Source organism: Catenuloplanes atrovinosus (assembly GCF_031458235.1).
GTDB classification, from domain to species: domain Bacteria; phylum Actinomycetota; class Actinomycetes; order Mycobacteriales; family Micromonosporaceae; genus Catenuloplanes; species Catenuloplanes atrovinosus.
Genome location: NZ_JAVDYB010000001.1, coordinates 4,231,386 through 4,247,611, shown reverse-complemented (window position 1 = coordinate 4,247,611; position 16,226 = coordinate 4,231,386). Strand labels below are relative to the sequence as shown.

Below are 16,226 nucleotides of genomic sequence, written 5' to 3'. Positions count from 1 at the left end.
CGCGTCCGACGCTACGGTCGCGCGGCCGGGTGGCGCGTCGTCCGGGCGCGGGCCGCGGATACCGCGAGCGCAGGCTCCGGCGTACCGCGGCTGGGGTAATGACGCGGCCGGCACTACCGTCGTGATCGTGCGGGCGATGTGTGGTCGATGGCGAGCCCGGTACCTCGACCGGTACCGGGGGCCGCTGACCGATCTGGTGCTGGCGACCGTCGGGGTCCTGTTCGTGCTGTTCAACGGCTACACCGCGGTGCACCCGATGAGCATGCTGCCTTCGGTGCTGTGCGCCGTGCTGCTGCTGGCCCGCCGCCGGTACCCGGTGCAGATCCTGCTGGCCGCCGCCGCGCTCAGCATGGTCGCCGTCGTGGTGAGCCGGCCGCCGGACGGGCTGTTCGTCGTCGCCGGCATGCTGACCTACGCCACCGCGCTGTACAGCCCGCGCCGCCAGCCCTGGTTCTTCGCCCTCCTGCTGTGGAGCTCGATCATGCTCGCCGGCACGCTGACGTACGTCACGGACTGGTGGAACACCGAGCAGTTCACCGCGTTCGCGCTCATCGTCGGCGGCGCCGTGTGGGGCGATTCGGTGCGGATGCGCCGGGCGTACGTCGCGGAGGTGACCGAGCGGGCCCGGCAGGCGGAGGCGACCCGGGAGGTGGAGGCGCGCCGCCGGGTGATGGACGAGCGGCTGCGCATCGCCCGCGAACTGCACGACGTCGTCGCCCACCACATCGCGGTGATCAGCGTCCACGCCGGCGCGGCCGGGCACGTGCTGCGCAACGAGCCGGAGAAGGTGTGGCCGGTGCTCGGGCACATCCGTACCGCCGCGGACACGGTCCTGGACGAGATCAAGTCGGTGGTGAGCGTGCTGCGCGACCCGGACGATCTGCGCAGCACCGAGCCCGCGCCCGGTGTGGACCGCCTGCCGGAACTGCTGGCCGGGCTGCGCGACACCGGTTTCCCGGTGCGGTTCCGGCAGCGCGGCGAGCCGCGGCCGCTGCCGGCGGTGGTGAACCTGGCCGCGTACCGGATCGTGCAGGAGGCGTTGACCAACGCGCACCGGCACGGCGACGGCGGTGCCACCCTCGACCTGGAGTACGCCGCGGACACGCTGAGTATCGACGTCAGGAACCGCGTGGCCGGGCGCGGCGGCGGCCGGCCCGGTTCCGGGTTCGGGCTGGTCGGCATGCGCGAGCGGGCCGCCGCCGCGCACGGCACGATCGAGGCCGGACCGGCCCCCGGCGGCCTCTTCCGAGTCCGTGCCGCCCTGCCCACCGGCGATCAGACGATCGACCGCGCCAACCCGCCCACCGCTGCCGAGGTGCCGTGACCATTCGCGTTCTGCTCGCCGACGACCAGGCGCTCATCCGTGCCGGATTCCGGATGATCATCGACGCGGAGCCGGGCCTGGAGGTGGTCGGTGAGGCCGCCGACGGCGCGGAGGCGGTCGAGCTGTGCCACAGTGGCCGGGTCGACGTGGTGCTGATGGACATCCGCATGCCCCAGGTGGACGGCATCGAGGCGACCCGCCGGATCGGCGCGGACGAGCGCCTCGCCGGCGTACGGGTGGTGGTGCTGACCACGTTCGACGACGACGACAACGTGATCTACGCGTTGCAGGCGGGTGCGAGCGGGTTCCTGGGCAAGAACGTGGCGCCCGGCGACCTGGTGAACGCCGTGCGGGTGGTGGCGGCGGGGGAGGCGCTGCTGTCGCCCCGGGCCACCAGCGGGCTGGTCAGCCGGTTGATCCACCACATCCTCCCGCCGGCGCGGCAACTGCCGGAGCTGGCGCTGCTCACCGACCGTGAGCACGAGATCCTGCTGTTGGTGGCGCACGGGCTGTCCAACGACGCCATCGCCGAGCGGCTGTACCTGTCGCCGCTGACCGTCAAGACGCACATCAACCGCACGATGGCGAAGCTGGACGTGCGCGACCGGGCGCAGCTGGTGGTCTTCGCGTACCAGCATCGGCTGGTCAGGCCGGGGGACTCGCTGCCCGAGCGCCGGTAGCGAGCGGTGCCGCCGAACGTCGGCCACGCCGATGCCGGATGCGGTCCCGCCTCCGCCCGAGCGGCCGGCGCACGGCGTCGAGATCTCCGGCGTGGGCGGCGCCGAACGGCGCGCCCCCGTACCCGTTTTCCGTCTATTTCTTCATGTCTTGACTAGGCTTGTGCGGTATGTCGACCTTCATGGCCGCCGCGTGGCTGGACCTGGTGCCCGGCGCGGACCTCGACCGGGTGCTGCGGCCGCTGCGGGAGCGGTGTGAGACCTCGTTCGCCGCGCTGGCGCGAACGCCGGACGGGCCACGGCTGGAACTGCAGGCGGTCGGCGCCGGCTACGAGGAACTGGCCCCGCTCTGCGCGGAACTGGTCACCGACGACGGGCCGGCGCGCCGGGCGTTCCTCGCGCTCGACCACGACGAGTTCGGCGGCGAGGTGGTGGCGCTGGCGCCCGGTGGCCGCGCCTATCAGTTCTACATCTACCCACGGGACGAGGAGACCGGCGAGGCCTACACGGACGAGGGCGAACCGTCGCTGACCGGCGTGCCCGCCCTCACGGCGCCGGAGCCGTCCGGCGACCCCGGCGCGGTGCTGGCCGGCCCGGCGGCCCGGGAGCGGCTGGCGAGTCTGTACGGTGTGCCGCTCGCGCGCGTCGAGGAGGCCGGCCGCCGGGCCGCGGACTCGCACGAGTCGCTCGGCAGCATCGGGGAGCCGTTCGAGCCGTGGCTCGACGCGCTCGCGATCGAGTGGTCCGACGAGGAGGCGACGCCGCTCGACGGCGGCTGAGCCCGCCGGTGCCCCGAAGAGGGCAGGTGGCGGTGCGCCATGGCGTTCACGGCATGACGACGAGGAAGTACCGCAAGCCGGCCGTCGCGCCCGGCACCGGCGTGGGCGTCGCGAACGCGGATGTGGTGCGGACCGCGGCGGGCACGGACACGCGGGCCGAACAGGGGTCCGGGTGGAACGGCATCACCCGCGACCGGGTGCGGATCGACTTCGGCCCGACGGCGACGGCCGGATCGCGATCGGCGCCTACCCGAACGCGCCCGGCCTGCAGACGCTCCAGGAGCACGTGGCGGACATCGCCGAGCTCCCGACCGTGACCGAGGCGCTGCCGCGGTTCGCCGGCCCGACGCTGCCGCTCACGGCGAGAACGACGTCCAGACCGCGTCCGATGTCCCGGGTGCTGAGCCGTCCGCATGCCGCCGGATCCGGCCGTGGCGCTGCCCGTACCGTGATGATCGACGCGATGATGGAGGTGAGCCGTGGCCGACCCGCGGTGGGGTGTACGTCTGCCGGCGCCGGGCCGGGCGCTGCTGGCCCGGCTGCGCCTGCCGGCTCCGGCCGGGCCGGGCCGCCCGGTGGCGCCGCGGGAGAACCCGCACGCGGTGGTCGACTGCGCCGTCTACACGCAGGGCCGGCGCCGTCCCGGCCGGCCGCACTACGCCGACGCGTACGCCGCGGCGCGCCGGGCCCGGGGCGCGTACGTGTGGCTGGGACTGCACGAGCCCGACGCCGCGCTGATGGCCGAGGTCGGGCGCGTCTTCGGGCTGCACGAGCTGACCGTGGCGCAGGCGCTGACCGACGGGCACCGGCCGGTGGTCGAGCGGCACGGCGACGTGACGCTGCTGGTGCTGCGCACCGCCCGGTACGTGGAGCACGACGACCTGACCGCCACCTCGGAGGTGGTCGACACCGGCGACGTGATGATCGTGATCGGTGACCGGTTCGTCATCACGGTCCGGCACGGCGCCGCGGGCGCGCTGGCCGACGTGCGCGCGGACCTGCAGCAGCGGCCGTCGATGCTGGCGCTGGGCCCGTGGGCGGTGGCGCACACGGTCTGCGACCGGATGGTGCGGCTGTACCTGGAGGTCGCCGGGCACGTCGAGACGGATCTGGAGCGGCTGGAGGAGATCGCGTTCGCCCGCGACTCCCGCCTCGACCTCCAGCAGATCTACCAGCTCAAACGCGAGGTGGTCGAGTTCAAGCGGGCGGTGCTGCCGCTCCAGGTGCCGCTGCGCGAACTGGCCGAGGACTCCGGGCACCGGCTGCCCGAGCAGCTGCGCCACTACTTCACCGACGTCACCGGCCGGCTCAGCCGCGCGGTCGACCGGGTGGCCGGCTTCGACGAGCTGATCAACTCCATCATGCAGGCCCGGCTGGCGCAGGTCGCGGTCGAGCAGAACAACGACATGCGCAAGATCGCCTCCTGGGCCGCGATCGCCGCCGCCCAGACCGCCATCGCCGGCGTGTACGGCATGAACTTCGACTTCATGCCGGAGCTGCGCTGGCGCTTCGGCTACTTCGCCGCGCTCGGCCTGATGGCCACCTCCGCGCTCGTCCTCCACCGCCTCTTCCGCCGCTCCGGCTGGCTCTGACGGCTCGGCGGGACCACACCCTCCGGGCGCCGCCACACGTCGGCCCTGAGGGCGGGCCGGGTCGCGGGAAGGGTGCCGCGCCGGTGAGATGGCCGATCGGCCACCCCGCCGGCGCGGCGGTCGTGCGAGCCGGCGTTCAGCAGTCGATGTCGATCGCGTCGATGTCGTTCGTGTCGAAGTATCCGACGCCGCCCGGGTAGAGGTAGCCGTGCTGCTCCCAGTAGCCGGCGTTCCGCCAGATCCATACCCGCACCCAGCCGCTGGTGTAGTTGGCGACCGACGAGATGCGGTTCTGGTAGCTGCCGCCCCTCAGGTCGTGCCAGCCGCAGCGCGCCGCGGTGAACAGCTTCACCTCGCCGTAGATGTCGTCGTAGTAGCAGGAGTAGCCCTGCGCGCAGTCCCAGGCGGCGGCCCGGTCGAGGCCGGGTCGGGTCGTCGCCTGGGTCGGTGCGGCGGCCGCCGGCTGCGCCGCCAGCAGCGTGGCGACCAGTGCGGCGACGGCCGTACCGATGATCCTCATTGTCTTCATTGCTTCTCCGCTCCTGTCAGTGACCTGCGTCAGCGCGGTTCGTGCGCTGGTTCACTGTCTAGCGGTGCGGAGGTTGTCCGGCCCCAGGCGGCGGCCGGTGGACAAACAACGTCGGACAACCGCCGGACCGGCGCCCGGCGAACGCGCGGCCACGTGGCCGGTGCCGGCCTGGTGCGCGCGGCCCGTCAGCGGAGGCCGGCCGCCGCGAGGGCGGTGTCGGCGGTGTCGCGCAGCACCGATCGGTCCATGCCGGCCTCGGTCAGCGCCTCCATGCCGCGCAACACGGCCAGCAGGTGGTGGGCGGTCCGCCGGGCGTCCCGGTCGGCGGGTATGTCGCCCGCGGCCTGGGCGCCGCGCACCTCCGCCTCCAGCAGATCGGCGATCGCGGTGAACGTCTGCCGCGCCCGGCCGGCGACCTCGGGGTGCGTCGCCGCCAGTTCCGCGGTCGACTTGGCGAGCAGGCAGGCGCGCGGCGGGCCGGACGGGTCACCGGCGGTGACCATCGCGTCGAACAGGGCCCGCAGCCGGGCGGCCGACGACGAGTCCGGGCCGTGCAACCGATCGCGCAGGCTCGCCGCGGCGTCCGCGCAGTAGCCCTCGAGCACCCGCAGGAACAGCGCCTGTTTGTCGCCGAACGCGCCGTACAGGCTGCCCTTGCCCAGGCCCGTCGCCCGCATCAGGTCGTCCAGCGACGCCGCCGCGAAGCCGGACGTCCAGAAGACCTCGGTCGCGGAGCGGAGCACCTGCTGCTCGTCGAACTTCCGGGGGCGGGCCATCCGCCGACGATATCGATTCTGGACCGTACGGTCAACTTTTGACTCGTCCCGGACGGCAGCCGAGCCACGCCGACCCGCAACGCGGCGGCGAACGCGGGCCGATGCGCGCGTGAACGCTGACGGAAGGCGCCTTTCCCGGCATTTCCTTCAGGGCCGTCGATGTCTACCGTCCGGTGCATGTCGCGAATCACGGCCGCGCTGGCCGCCCTCGTCACGCTCGCCGGGACCGCCGTCGCCGTGCTCGCCACGGCGTCGCCGGCCGCCGCGGCGAGCGGCGCGTTCACGGTGCTGACCTACAACGTCGCCGGGCTGCCGGAGGCGATTTCGAGCGCGCCGACGCCGCGGGACACGGCGACCACCGCGATCGGGCAGCGCCTCGGCCCGTACGACGTGGTGCACGTGCAGGAGGACTTCAACTACCACGCCAGGCTGTACGCGGCGGACGCGCACCCGTACCGGACGCCCACCAGTGGCGGCGCCGGGATCGGCAGCGGCCTGAACACGCTGTCCGACCTGCCGTACGACACCGGCGACTTCGAGCGCGCGCGGTGGAACTCGTGCCAGTTCGACTCCGGCGACTGCCTGACGCCCAAGGGATTCACCTTCATGCGCACGCGGCTCGCCGAGGGCGTCTACGTAGACATGTACAACCTGCACACCAACGCGGGCGTGAGCAGCGGCGACCTGTACTCGCGGGCCGACAACCTGAACCAGCTCAGCGCGTTCATCGCCGGCCACTCCGCGGGCAACGCGGTGATCGTCATGGGCGACACGAACACTCGATACACCCGTAGCGGGGACACGATCGCGGCGTTCGCCGCGGCCAACGGGCTGACCGACGCGTGGGTACGCCTGGAGCGCGGCGGGGTGGCGCCGACGGCCGGCAGCGACGCGCTGTTGTGCGACGAGGCCGCGATCACCGACACCTGCGAGGTGGTCGACAAGATCCTCTACCGGGGGAGCCGGCTGCTCACGCTGACCGCCACGGACTACCACAACGAGCACGCCGGCTTCCTGACCGGCGACGGCCTCATGCTCAGCGACCACTTCCCGATCAGCGCGGCGTTCACCTGGTCGACCAACCCGGCGTACCGCATGAGCGAGCAGTTCGGCGGCCCGCACGGCGGCTACTTCAATGACCTCCCCGCCGTCCCGGCCGGCGCCCGGGCCACCGCGGTCACGCTGCGGGCCGGCGAGCGCGTCGACGGTGTCGAACTGGCCCGGGCCGGCGGCCCGGTGCTGCGCCACGGCGGCACCGGCGGCACGGCGACGACGCTCACGCTGGCCGCCGGGGAGTACCTGACCTCGGTGTCGCTGTGCCAGGGCAAGCACAGCGACACCACCAGGATCTTCTCGGCCCGGTTCACCACGAGCTCCGGGCGGGCGCTGGCCGGCGGCACCACGACCGCGGACTGCGTCACCCGGACCGCGCCGTCCGGCTGGCAGATCGCCGGCTTCCACGGCCGCGCCGGCGACGAGATCGACAAGCTCGGACTGATCTACACCCAGCGGTGAACCGCCGGTCCACTGTGCTCGGACCGGCCGCGCGGAGGGTAGGGTGGCCGCGACGCGGCGGTCCGCGCCGAGCGCGCGAAGGAAGGGACGACGATGGACGAGAACGCGGCGCGGAGTGCGCGGATCGACACCACCACGGTGCACTCCGCGCGCCGGTACAACTACCTCCTCGGCGGTAAGGACAACTTCGAGGTGGACCGCGCGGCCGGCCGCGAGATCGAGCGGTTGTTCCCCGGCGTCGGGATCTCGGTCCGCGAGGGGCGGTACTTCCTGCGGCGCGTGGTCGAGTTCCTCGCCGGTGAGGCGGGCATCGACCAGTTCCTCGACATCGGGACCGGCCTGCCCACCGAGAACAACACGCACGAGGTCGCCCAGCGGGTGAATCCGTCGTGCCGCGTGGTGTACGTCGACAACGACCCGATGGTGATGGCGCACTCCCGGGCGCTGCTGACCAGTTCCCCGGAGGGCCGCACCTACTACCTCGAGGAGGACCTGCGGAACCCGGACGGCATCCTCGGTCACCCGGACGTGCGGGACGTCCTCGACTTCGAGCGGCCCATCGCGCTGATGCTGTTCGCCGTGGTCCACTTCATCAAGGACGACGACGAGTCGCGTGCGATCATCCGCCGGCTGGTCGACGCGCTGCCGTCCGGCAGCTACGTCGCCATGCTGCACTTCTCCACCGACACGCTCCCGCCGGACCTCGCCGCCGACCACCGGCGGCGTACCGAGGCCGGGCAGACGGACGCGTTCTCCCGGACCAGGGATCAGATCGCCGAGTTCTTCACCGGCCTGGAACTGATCGACCCCGGCATCGTGGTCGCCTCGGAGTGGCGCTCCGACGTCCCGGAGGGGCAGCGCGCCCGGCACCAGGACGTGGCCGGCTACGGGGTGGTCGGGCGCAAGCCCTGACGCCGGCCCGGCCGGCTCACTGACGCGGGCCGTGGATCTGCTGGTGCAGGCGCTCCATGCGGGCGTCGAGGCGGGCCGCGTCGTCGGCGGTGGCCATCAGCTCGGCGCGCAGCGGGGCCGGGATGTCCTGGCCGTGCTTGTAGTAGATCTTGTGTTCGAGGCTGGCCCAGAAGTCCATCGCGACCGTGCGCAACTGCACCTCCACCGGTACGGAGATGACGCGCTCGGACATGAAGACCGGGATCTCGACGATCAGGTGCAGGCTGCGGTAGCCGTTCGGCTTCGGCGCGGCGATGTAGTCCTTCGTCTCCACCAGCGTGACGTCGGGCTGGCGGGTCAGCATGCCGGCGACCGTGTACACGTCCGAGGTGAAGCTGCACACGATCCGGATGCCGGCGATGTCGCGGATCCGGTCGCGGAGCGCGTCGAAGGTGAGCGGGCAGCCGACCCGCTGCGCCTTGGCGGTCAGGCTGGCCGGGGTCTTCAGCCGGGTGCTGACGTGCTCGATCGGGTTGCCGGCCGCGCGGTGGGACAGTTCCTCGGCCAGGATGCTGACCTTGGTGCTCATCTCGGCCATCCCGAACCGGTAAACCATCATGAACCGGTTGAACTCGGACATAAGCTCATGTAGCGCCTCGGGCCGGGTGTCCGGCAGCGCGAGCTCCGCGGATGCGTACCGGTCGAAGCTGATCTTCTGTTCGTCCGCCCCGAGCGGTCCCGCGCCGGTCTGCTCCGTCGTCACCGTGCCAGTGTGCCCCGCCGGGGCACGGCCACGTGCGGGGAGGCCACCGCTTCGCCGCAACGAAGTGGCGGCCCCCTGCTCAGGTCAGCTCACCACGGTGTTGCTGGCCCAGACCGGCCGGCCGGTGTCGTCGCGGTAGAGCACCAGGTTGCCGTCGTCCTGCATCCACAGCGTGGCCCGGCCCGCGGTGGGCGTCTGGCTGGACCAGACCGCGACCGGCGTGTCCGCGTTCTTGTAGAGCACCAGGTTGCCGTCCGGCTGGACGAGCAGGCGCCGGGCGCCCTTGTTCACCACGCTCCACAGCGCGCGGCCGGTGGACGAGTCGTACAGCACCAGGTTGCCGTCACCCTGCATCCACAGGTGGAAGCGGCCGTTCGGCGACCGCAGCGCCGAGTACGCCCGGATGCTCTCGCCGGTGGTCAGCGAGGCCGGCATGTGGTTCGCGACCTTCTTCGCCAGCTCGCTGTAGCGCGGCTCCTTGCGCGTGCCGTCCCGGCGGACGATGCCGTAGTGGCACTCCGGGTTCACGTCGGCGTCCGTACAGCCGGCCGAGTCCCGGTACTGGTACAGGAAGAGCGGCCCGAGGTAGTCGGTCTCCCGCCAGCGGTGCACGCCCTCGACCTCGAAGTCCCGGATCAGCTCCAGGGACGGGTGCGACGCGCCCATGCCGGACTTCGTCGGGTACCCCCACTCGGTGCCCCAGATCTTCTTGTGCCCCTCGCCGTGATCGACCAGCACCGCGCGCAGCGCGGCCAGCTGACCGCACTGCCGGTGGTACGGCTTGCCGGGCTGGTAGGACGGGCCGTACAGGACCCGGTCCGGCCGCGCGCAGTCCGACTGTGACGGGCCCTGCCGCTGATGCCAGATCGGGTACGGGTGGTGCGCCACCGCGTCGAAGGCGTCGCCGAAGTCGTTCGCGTAGTAGAAGGTCAGCCACTCGGCGGGCGAGTTCGGGTTCGGCACGCTGTCCGGGATCGCGGGCTGGTTCGCCGGCCGGGTGCCGGCCGCGGAGCCGCCGGCCAGCACGGTGCAGGCCTCGCACTCGTCCTTGATCAGGCTGTACGTACGGTCCGCGAGCGTCCAGTAGCGGGTCTTGCGCTCCAGGTCCGTGCCGCCGCCGTAGTTGCCGAACGCGGCGTGGTTCGGCTCGTTCCAGATCTCGTAGGCCCACACCCGCCCCGCGTACCGCCGGGTCAGCGCCACGACGAACTCGTCCCACTCCGCGTCCCACTCCGGCAGCGGGAACCAGTGGTCCAGCCCGTCCGCCAGCGTGTGGCCGCCGTTCGCCCACGGCGGCGCGTAGGTGATCAGCACGAGGATCTTCTGCCCGGCCGCCTCCGCCCGCGCGACGACCTCGTCGTACTCCGTCCAGTCGTACGGATCACCCGGATCGTCCTGCACCGCCCACCAGGACATCTCGATCCGCACCGGCTTGCCCGCCGGGTCCGGCCCCTGCCCGGGCCCGCCGATCCCGACGTCCCAGTTGCTGAACGTCACCGGCGCCACCGCCTGCGCCCCGGCCGGCCCCGGCGCGGCGACCCCGAGCCCGATCACCACCGCCCCGATCCCGCACGCGGCCATCATCGACCGCCACAATCCATTCATGAATTCCTCCCCGTTGATGACCCAGCATGGTAGCGACGCGATCTCCGACCCCCAGGACCGGTGGGAGTTGCCCGTGGAGGCCGGCGAGGGCTGGTGGGGCGGCGCGATCGAGGACGGGGTACGGATGCCCTTCGGCACCCGGCCGTTCCGGCGCGACCTCGCCCCGGCCGGCGACGACCCGTCCAACCCATCTCACGCATCCCGGCGCGGTCGCGTGGATCACCGGACGGCTGGACGCGCTGATCGCCGAGACCGGCGTGGACGGCTTCAAGTTCGACGCCCAGGTCGCCGCGTTGAGTCCGATGATGCAGTTCTCCATCGCACCGTCGCGCGTCCTCGACCCGACGCATCTCGCCGCGGTCCGGGCGCCGCCCCACCGTGACCGCTGCCCTGTCCCGGGCCACCGCCCCGTCGATCTAGGGCGGATTCACGTGATTGGAGATCGAAACGCTGGAATCCGCCCTAGATCGCGGGGCGAAGAGGGGGGTGGGGGGATGGTTCAATGTGGGGCGTGGGTGGGCGGGTGTGGGGTGTGGTGGCCCGGGTGGCGCTGGTCTGCGCGGCGTGGGCGGCGGTGGTGGCCGTCGAGGTGGGCGGGGTGTGGGTCGCCCGGGTGGTCATGGCGTCGGAGGCCGGGCTGGTGCGGGGAGCGGCGTACCTGACGGCGGCGATCGTCACCGCGATGGTGGTGGCGGGGGAGTGGGCGCCGCGGCGTCCGAAGCGGACGGTGGCGGGGCTGGCGGTGGCGGCCGTGGTGGCGGCGGCCGTGGTGGCGGTCGACTGGACGGCGGCGTCGGTGCGCGGCTACTACCGGGTTCATCGTGCCGACTTCGCGGCGGTCGTCGCCGTCGCGGCCGGTGGCGGCCTGATCCCGGACTCCTACTACGGCGAGTTGCTTCCGCCGGAGCTGCGCCATCTGTCGATCAAGGGTTCGGTGGCGCGGATCGGCGGGTCGGGGCTGCTGCTGCCGGCCCGGACCACGACGCCGGACGGTGTGGGCGGCTTCGCCTTTCTCGGGGACGCGCCGCCCGCCGGCACCTACGACTGCTACGGCTCCCAGTTCCGCACCCGGTGGTCGCTGGGCGACGGCTGGTACTGGCTCCAAGACACCATGATTCCGTCGACCACCTGATTCAGGGGTTCATCGGGGGAGGCGGCGGGCGAGCACGGGGATCACGATCGCGGCCGCGACCAGGTGGGTGATCATGAGCAGGACGCGGGTGTCCCAGGTGGCGTCCGCGATCACGTCCGGGACCAGCGACAGCAGCGTCAGGACCACGGTGGTGGCGGTGAACGTGCGGCGTGGCCGGCGGGCGAAGCGGCGCAGGACCACCGCGAGCACCACGCCGATCAGCGAGAAGAACGCGGTGAGCGTGGCGAAGCCGGACAGCGGGATCGGCGCGCCCGCGATGTCCAGGCTGATCCCGGCGCCGCGCCCGGCGGCCGCGACGGCCGTGGTGGCGGCGCTGGCGACGGCGATCGCGGCGACGCCCTCCAGCAGCAGCGTGCGCAGGCCGGTGGGGGCGATGCGGGTGGTGGTCATGTCGATCCTCCGAGGTGTGCGGACCGGCCGTGCGCCGGCTCTCACTCATGGGTCGAGCGCGACCCTCACCGGATCGACAAGATCGACGAACTTTTTCCCGGCGGGGTGCCGGCGGGCCGCCCGCCGGTCGGAGAAAGCGATCTGGATTCGCCCACTGAAAAACTGTTATGAACGCGCCATTGATCGGGTCGCGCCATTTAAGACTTAGCTAAGCCATCGCTCTGAGCTGCCACTATGCGGCATATCCATCACGCTTCTTGAATGTCATGAAACGAGATGGCAATATTGGTGGCCACGCCATGTTAGCGCTCTCATGGACCCGAATCCCCCCATTCAGGCCACCTGCGCGGTGGCCGGAAGGACGCACGGAATGAAGATCAAGAATAGGCGGCGGTACGGGCTGGTGCTCGCGCTCGTGACCGCGCTGGTCGGCACCGCGACCGCGGTGGTGACCGCCACCGCGGCGTCGGCCGCCACCATCGACACCAGCGCGTGGTACGTGCTGGTCAACCGCAACAGCGGCAAGGCGCTGGACGTCTACAACCTGGCCACGAGCGACGGCGCGCGGATCACCCAGTGGGCGCGCAACGACGGCAACCAGCAGCAGTGGCAGTTCGTCGACTCCGGCGGCGGGCAGTACCGGTTGAAGTCCCGGCTGTCCGGCAAGGTGCTCGACGTCCACAACTGGTCCACCGCGGACGGTGGCGCCATCGTCCAGTGGGCCGACCAGAACGCCGCCAACCAGCAGTTCACCGTGCAGGACGTGGACGGCTACATCCAGCTGATCAACCGCAACAGCGGCAAGGCGATCGAGGTGCAGGGCGCGTCCACCGCGGACGGCGGCAACATCGTGCAGTACAGCGACTGGAACGGCACCAACCAGCAGTGGCAGCTCGTCCGGCTCGGCGCCGGCACGCCCACCACGCCGCCGCCGACCGGCAACTGCTCGCTTCCCTCGACGTACCGGTGGAGCTCGACCGGTCCGCTGGCGCAGCCGCGGCCGGGCTGGGTGTCGCTCAAGGACTTCACCGTGGCGCCGTACAACGGCCGGCAGCTCGTCTACGCCACCACCCACGACACCGGCACGACCTGGGGTTCGATGAACTTCAGCCTGTTCACGAACTACTCGGAGATGGGCTCGGCCACGCAGAACGCGATGTCGTCGGCCACGGTCGCCCCGTCGCTGTTCTACTTCGCCCCGCGCAACGTGTGGGTGCTCGCCTACCAGTGGGGCGGGCCGGCGTTCTCCTACCGCACGTCCAGCGACCCGACGAACCCGAACGGCTGGTCGGCGCCGCAGACGCTGTTCTCCGGCAGCATCTCCAACTCGCCGACCGGGCCGATCGACCAGGCCGTGATCGGTGACGCGTCGACCATGTACCTGTTCTTCGCCGGTGACAACGGCCGGATCTACCGGGCCAGCATGCCGATCGGGAACTTCCCGGGCAGCTTCGGCTCCACCTCCACCGTGGTCATGAGCGACACCACGAACAACCTCTTCGAGGCGGTGCAGGTCTACAAGGTCGCGGGCCAGAACCAGTACCTGATGATCGTCGAGGCGATCGGCGCGAACGGGCGCTACTTCCGCTCGTTCACCTCGAGCAGCCTGGGCGGCTCCTGGACCCCGCAGGCGACCAGCGAGAGCAACCCGTTCGCCGGCCGCGCCAACAGCGGCGCCACCTGGACCAACGACATCAGCCACGGCGAGCTGCTGCGCACCAGCGCGGACCAGACCATGACCATCGACCCCTGCAACCTGCGCTTCCTCTACCAGGGCCGCGACCCGGCCTCGGGCGGCGACTACGGCCTGCTGCCGTACCGGCCGGGGCTGTTGACCCTGCAGCGCTGACGGCGTGACGGTGGCCCGCCCTCCCCGGGCCACCGTCCATCCCTCTCATCCAAGGAGCGTTCCGATGTCCTCCGCGCACCTCAGTCGGCGGCAGATGCTGCACCTCGCGGGCGCCGGCGCGATCGTCTCGGCCACCGGCGCCACCGTGGCCCACGCCGCGCCGGCGTCCGCGGCCGAACTGCCGCCGGTCCGCCCGGATCTCGGCGTCGGCGCGTACGCGTTCCCGCTCGGGCAGGTCCGGCTGACCGCCGGCCGGTTCCTGGACAACCAGAACCGCACCCTGAACTACCTGCGCGCGGTCGACGTCGAGCGGCTGCTGTACGTCTTCCGGGCCAACCACCGGCTCTCCACCGGCGGCGCCGCCGCGAACGGCGGCTGGGACGCGCCCACCTTCCCGTTCCGGTCGCACGTGCAGGGCCACTTCCTCACCGCGTGGGCGCAGGCCTGGGCGGTGCTCGGCGACACCACCTGCCGGGACAAGGCCGTGCGCATGGTCGCGGAGCTGGCGAGATGCCAGGCCAACAACGCCGCGGCCGGATTCACCGCCGGCTACCTGTCCGGCTTCCCGGAGTCCGACATCACCGCGGTGGAGAACCGCACGCTGACCAACGGCAACGTTCCCTACTACTGCATCCACAAGACGCTGGCCGGCCTGCTCGACGTCTGGCGGTACATCGGCGACGACCGCGCCCGCACCGTGCTGCTCGCGCTCGCCGGCTGGGTCGACACCCGCACCGGGCGGCTCACCGACAGCCAGCTGCAGGCCATGCTGGGCACCGAGTTCGGCGGCATGAACGCGGTGCTCACCGACCTCTACCAGCAGACCGGCGACCAGCGCTGGCTGACCGTGGCGCAGCGCTTCGACCACCGGGCCGTGTTCGATCCGCTCGCCGCCGGCCAGGACCGGCTCAACGGGCTGCACGCCAACACCCAGGTCCCGAAGTGGATCGGCGCGGCCCGCGAGTACAAGGCCACCGGCACCACCCGGTACCGGGACATCGCCGGCAACGCCTGGAACATCACGGTCGGCGCGCACACCTACGTCATCGGCGGCAACAGCCAGGCCGAGCACTTCCGCCCGCCGAACGCGATCGCCGGCTACCTCACCAACGACACCTGCGAGCAGTGCAACACGTACAACATGCTCGACCTCACGCGCGAGCTGTGGCTGCTCGACCCGAACCGGGCCGCGTACTTCGACTACTACGAGACCGCGCTGCTCAACCACCTCGTCGGCGCACAGAACCCGGCCAGCGCCAACGGCCACATCACCTACTTCACGCCGCTGCGCCCGGGCGGCCGGCGCGGCGTCGGGCCGGCCTGGGGCGGCGGCACCTGGAGCACCGACTACGACAGCTTCTGGTGCTGCCAGGGCACCGGCATCGAGACCAACACGAAGCTGATGGACTCGATCTACTTCCACAACGGCACCACGCTGACCGTGAACCTGTTCGTACCGTCGGTGCTCACCTGGGCCCAGCGCGGCATCACCGTCACCCAGACCACCACCTACCCGGCCACCGACACCACCACTCTGCGCCTGTCCGGCACGATGAGCGGCACCTGGGGCATCCGCGTCCGCATCCCCGCGTGGACGACCGGCGCGACGATCAGCGTCAACGGCACCGCGCAGACGATCGACACCACCCCCGGCGGGTACGCCACCGTCACGCGCGCCTGGGCGGACGGCGACACCGTCACGGTCCGGCTGCCGATGCGCGTGATCATGAAGCCCGCCAACGACGCCCCGCACGTGCAGGCCGTCACGTACGGCCCGGTCGTGCTCTGCGGGAACTACGGCAACACCACGCTGACCGCGCTGCCGTCACTGACCGTCGCGTCGATCACCAGGACCGGCGGCCTGGCGTTCACCGCCACCGCCAACGGGCAGACCGTCAACCTGGGCCCGTTCCACGACGCCCACGGGTTCAACTACACCGTGTACTGGAACACAGGCTCGGCCACGACCACGTACAAGCTGGTCAACGCGGCGACCGGGCTGGTGCTCGGCATCCAGGACATGTCCACCGCCGACGGCGGCCCGGCGATCGTCTGGGGCGACACCGGCACCGCCGACCACCGCTGGGAGCGCCTCCCCGACGGCGGCGACGTCCGCCTCCGCAACGTCAACAGCGGCAAGGTCCTCGGCGTCGACACCATGTCCACCAGCGACGACGCCCGCGTGCTGCAATGGTCGGACAACGGCACCGCCGACCACCGCTGGACCCTGATCGACAACGGCGACGGCACGGTACGCATCCGCAACGCCCACAGCGGCAAACTGCTCGGCCTGCTCGGCGGCGCCACCGCCTGGGGCACCCCGGTCATCCAAGGACCCGACAACGGCAGCCCCGACAAGACCTGGCGCGTGGTGGCGGTCTAG

At 71.8% G+C, this 16,226-nt stretch carries 14 protein-coding genes; 9 read left to right on the top strand and 5 right to left on the bottom strand.

Annotated elements, in window-relative coordinates; genetic code table 11:
- The first annotated feature begins 136 nt into the window (after positions 1-136).
- The 4 genes from J2S41_RS18990 to J2S41_RS18975 all read left to right on the top strand — a co-directional run bounded on the left by J2S41_RS18990 (position 137) and on the right by J2S41_RS18975 (position 4,372).
- Positions 137-1,324, top strand: a complete 1,188-nt coding sequence (locus tag J2S41_RS18990; protein WP_310369226.1) for a sensor histidine kinase — start codon at positions 137-139, stop codon at positions 1,322-1,324.
- Complete coding sequence (locus J2S41_RS18985; RefSeq protein WP_310369225.1) at positions 1,321-2,004, top strand: response regulator; 684 nt, start codon at positions 1,321-1,323, stop codon at positions 2,002-2,004. Before J2S41_RS18990 ends, J2S41_RS18985 begins: the two co-directional genes overlap by 4 nt.
- A gap of 167 nt (positions 2,005-2,171) precedes the next feature.
- Positions 2,172-2,780 (top strand): hypothetical protein, encoded by a 609-nt coding sequence (locus tag J2S41_RS18980; protein WP_310369224.1) that lies wholly within the window; start codon positions 2,172-2,174, stop codon positions 2,778-2,780.
- A gap of 479 nt (positions 2,781-3,259) precedes the next feature.
- Positions 3,260-4,372 carry a magnesium and cobalt transport protein CorA gene (locus J2S41_RS18975; RefSeq protein WP_310369223.1) on the top strand — a complete coding sequence of 371 codons (1,113 nt, stop codon included), beginning with the start codon at positions 3,260-3,262 and terminating at the stop codon, positions 4,370-4,372.
- Positions 4,373-4,508: 136 nt separating this feature from the next.
- Here J2S41_RS18975 and J2S41_RS18970 read toward each other — a convergent pair whose 3' ends face one another.
- Together J2S41_RS18970 and J2S41_RS18965 are read right to left on the bottom strand one after the other, a co-directional pair.
- Positions 4,509-4,901 carry a hypothetical protein gene (locus J2S41_RS18970; RefSeq protein ID WP_310369222.1) on the bottom strand — a complete coding sequence of 131 codons (393 nt, stop codon included), beginning with the start codon at positions 4,899-4,901 and terminating at the stop codon, positions 4,509-4,511.
- Positions 4,902-5,086: 185 nt separating this feature from the next.
- Complete coding sequence (locus J2S41_RS18965; protein WP_310369221.1) at positions 5,087-5,677, bottom strand: TetR/AcrR family transcriptional regulator; 591 nt, start codon at positions 5,675-5,677, stop codon at positions 5,087-5,089.
- Positions 5,678-5,854: 177 nt separating this feature from the next.
- Here J2S41_RS18965 and J2S41_RS18960 point away from each other — a divergent pair, with 177 nt between their 5' ends.
- Positions 5,855-7,192: a jacalin-like lectin gene (locus tag J2S41_RS18960; RefSeq protein WP_310369220.1), complete on the top strand. Its 1,338-nt coding sequence runs from the start codon at positions 5,855-5,857 to the stop codon at positions 7,190-7,192.
- 93 nt (positions 7,193-7,285) lie between these two features.
- Positions 7,286-8,104: an SAM-dependent methyltransferase gene (locus J2S41_RS18955; protein WP_310369219.1), complete on the top strand. Its 819-nt coding sequence runs from the start codon at positions 7,286-7,288 to the stop codon at positions 8,102-8,104.
- A 16-nt stretch (positions 8,105-8,120) separates the two neighbouring features.
- On the opposite strand, the gene J2S41_RS18950 is transcribed toward J2S41_RS18955, so the two are convergent.
- Both J2S41_RS18950 and J2S41_RS18945 read right to left on the bottom strand, forming a co-directional pair.
- Positions 8,121-8,846 (bottom strand): GTP pyrophosphokinase, encoded by a 726-nt coding sequence (locus J2S41_RS18950; protein ID WP_310369218.1) that lies wholly within the window; start codon positions 8,844-8,846, stop codon positions 8,121-8,123.
- Between the two features lie 84 nt (positions 8,847-8,930).
- Positions 8,931-10,451: a hypothetical protein gene (locus J2S41_RS18945; RefSeq protein ID WP_310369217.1), complete on the bottom strand. Its 1,521-nt coding sequence runs from the start codon at positions 10,449-10,451 to the stop codon at positions 8,931-8,933.
- Between the two features lie 511 nt (positions 10,452-10,962).
- On the opposite strand from J2S41_RS18945, the gene J2S41_RS18940 reads away from it, so the two are divergent.
- Complete coding sequence (locus J2S41_RS18940; RefSeq protein WP_310369216.1) at positions 10,963-11,583, top strand: hypothetical protein; 621 nt, start codon at positions 10,963-10,965, stop codon at positions 11,581-11,583.
- 9 nt (positions 11,584-11,592) lie between these two features.
- Here the strand turns inward: J2S41_RS18940 and J2S41_RS18935 are convergent, their stop codons facing one another.
- On the bottom strand, positions 11,593-11,994 hold the full coding sequence (locus J2S41_RS18935) for a DUF6069 family protein (RefSeq protein ID WP_310369215.1): 402 nt from the start codon (positions 11,992-11,994) through the stop codon (positions 11,593-11,595).
- Between the two features lie 370 nt (positions 11,995-12,364).
- Here J2S41_RS18935 and J2S41_RS18930 point away from each other — a divergent pair, with 370 nt between their 5' ends.
- A complete protein-coding gene (locus tag J2S41_RS18930; protein WP_310369214.1) occupies positions 12,365-13,843 on the top strand; it encodes a non-reducing end alpha-L-arabinofuranosidase family hydrolase in 1,479 nt (492 codons plus the stop codon).
- Positions 13,844-13,907: 64 nt separating this feature from the next.
- Positions 13,908-16,226, top strand: a complete 2,319-nt coding sequence (locus J2S41_RS18925; protein ID WP_310369213.1) for a beta-L-arabinofuranosidase domain-containing protein — start codon at positions 13,908-13,910, stop codon at positions 16,224-16,226.

Bases quoted from the DNA above. Each gene is read 5' to 3' on its own strand.
- J2S41_RS18955 (WP_310369219.1), top strand. From the start codon at position 7,286: ATGGACGAGAACGCGGCGCGGAGTGCGCGGATCGACACCACCACGGTG.
- J2S41_RS18990 (WP_310369226.1), top strand. From the start codon at position 137: ATGTGTGGTCGATGGCGAGCCCGGTACCTCGACCGGTACCGGGGGCCG.
- J2S41_RS18970 (WP_310369222.1), bottom strand. From the start codon at position 4,901: ATGAAGACAATGAGGATCATCGGTACGGCCGTCGCCGCACTGGTCGCC.
- J2S41_RS18935 (WP_310369215.1), bottom strand. From the start codon at position 11,994: ATGACCACCACCCGCATCGCCCCCACCGGCCTGCGCACGCTGCTGCTG.
- J2S41_RS18980 (WP_310369224.1), top strand. From the start codon at position 2,172: ATGTCGACCTTCATGGCCGCCGCGTGGCTGGACCTGGTGCCCGGCGCG.
- J2S41_RS18965 (WP_310369221.1), bottom strand. From the start codon at position 5,677: ATGGCCCGCCCCCGGAAGTTCGACGAGCAGCAGGTGCTCCGCTCCGCG.
- J2S41_RS18945 (WP_310369217.1), bottom strand. From the start codon at position 10,451: ATGAATGGATTGTGGCGGTCGATGATGGCCGCGTGCGGGATCGGGGCG.
- J2S41_RS18930 (WP_310369214.1), top strand. From the start codon at position 12,365: ATGAAGATCAAGAATAGGCGGCGGTACGGGCTGGTGCTCGCGCTCGTG.
- J2S41_RS18925 (WP_310369213.1), top strand. From the start codon at position 13,908: ATGTCCTCCGCGCACCTCAGTCGGCGGCAGATGCTGCACCTCGCGGGC.
- J2S41_RS18960 (WP_310369220.1), top strand. From the start codon at position 5,855: ATGTCGCGAATCACGGCCGCGCTGGCCGCCCTCGTCACGCTCGCCGGG.